The organism is Kitasatospora sp. NPDC007106 (assembly GCF_040634455.1).
GTDB lineage: Bacteria > Actinomycetota > Actinomycetes > Streptomycetales > Streptomycetaceae > Kitasatospora > Kitasatospora arboriphila.
The window spans coordinates 1-1,238 of the sequence record NZ_JBEYFP010001325.1 but is presented as its reverse complement, the minus strand read 5'-3'; the positions used below and the strand labels follow the sequence as shown (position 1 = coordinate 1,238).

Here is a 1,238-nt window from a genome sequence, read left to right as displayed (position 1 = left end):
CGCGGCCGCGGCGAAGGCGGCGTCGACGTCGCCGTACGCGAAGTCGACCGTGCCGACCGTGGCGCCGGCGCCGCGCCAGCTCTCGGGGTGCAGGTCGGCGCCGGTGCGGGCGTCGAGGGAGACCGGCAGCTCCTCCAGGTCGAGGGCGACGAGCTCGGCCGCGTCCTCGGCGAGGTACGGGTCCTCGGAGAGGACGGCGGCGACGGGATCGCCGACGTAGCGGACGTGGCCGTCGGCCAGGGCGGACTGGAGGTAGGGGGTGAAGTCGATGCCGGGGGCGGGCTGGCGGACCGGGACGGGGGGCATCCCGGCGAGGTCGGCGGCGGTCAGGACGGCGACCGTGCCGGGGTGCGCCGCCGCGGCGGCCGTGTCGATGCCGCGGATCCGGGCGTGCGCGACGGGCGAGCGGACGACGCGCAGCCACAACTGGCCGGGCCGGACGATCTCGTCGTGGAAGCGGCCGAGACCGCGCAGCAGCCGGTCGTCCTCCAGTCGCGGGACGGAGGCTCCGATGGCGTTCACGCGTCCTCCAGGGCGATGGCGCCGCGGGCGACCGCCTCGACGGCGTCGACGATCGGCTCGTACCCGGTGCAGCGGCACAGGTTGGCGGCGGCGCACTCGGTGATGCGTGCCCGGTCGGCGTCCGGCTCCTTGCGGAGCAGGGCCGTGGTGAGCATCAGGAAGCCGGGGGTGCAGAACCCGCACTGCAGGGCGAAGTGCTCCTTGAACGAGCGCTGCAGGGAACTGAGTTCGGCGTCCGGCCCGGCGCCTTCGGCGAGGGACTCCACGGTCTCGACCGCGGTGCCGTCGGCCTGGACGGCGAGCATCAGGCAGGAGCGGACGGCCTCGCCGTCGACGAGGACGGTGCACGAGCCGCACGCCCCGGTCTCGCAGCCGACCGTGGTGCCGGTGAGCCGGAGATCGCGGCGGAGCACGTCGGCGAGGCTGCGCCTCGGATCGACGGCCAGCGTGTGCGGGGCCCCGTTGGCGGTGAGCTCCAGCGGAACGGGGGTGGTCATGGCGCGGAAGCCTCCTGGAGTCGGGCCTCGAACCGGGGCCGGAGTCGGGGCGTGCAGCGGGTGAGGGAGCCGGCCAGGGCCCGGTGGACGAGGGTGCGGGCGAGGTCGCGGCGGTAGCCGGCGCCCGCCCGGTGGTCCGCCCCGGGCGTGAGCGCCTTGGCGGCCAGGCCGGCAGCGTGGTCGAGCAGTCGGGTGTCGGGGGCGCCGCCGAGCAGCGCC

2 protein-coding genes and 1 pseudogene are annotated in these 1,238 nt (G+C 76.4%); all 3 read right to left on the bottom strand.

Features of this window, described 5'->3' with window-relative positions:
- A pseudogene (locus ABZ641_RS38195) lies at nucleotides 1–522 on the bottom strand (hypothetical protein); the annotation flags it as partial.
- Nucleotides 519–1,019 (bottom strand): (2Fe-2S)-binding protein, encoded by a 501-nt coding sequence (locus ABZ641_RS38190; RefSeq protein ID WP_359989252.1) that lies wholly within the window; start codon nucleotides 1,017–1,019, stop codon nucleotides 519–521. The gene ABZ641_RS38190 and the pseudogene ABZ641_RS38195, both read right to left, overlap by 4 nt.
- On the bottom strand, nucleotides 1,016–1,238 hold a 223-nt coding region (locus ABZ641_RS38185; RefSeq protein WP_359989251.1), incomplete at its 5' end, for a hypothetical protein. The genes ABZ641_RS38190 and ABZ641_RS38185, both read right to left, overlap by 4 nt.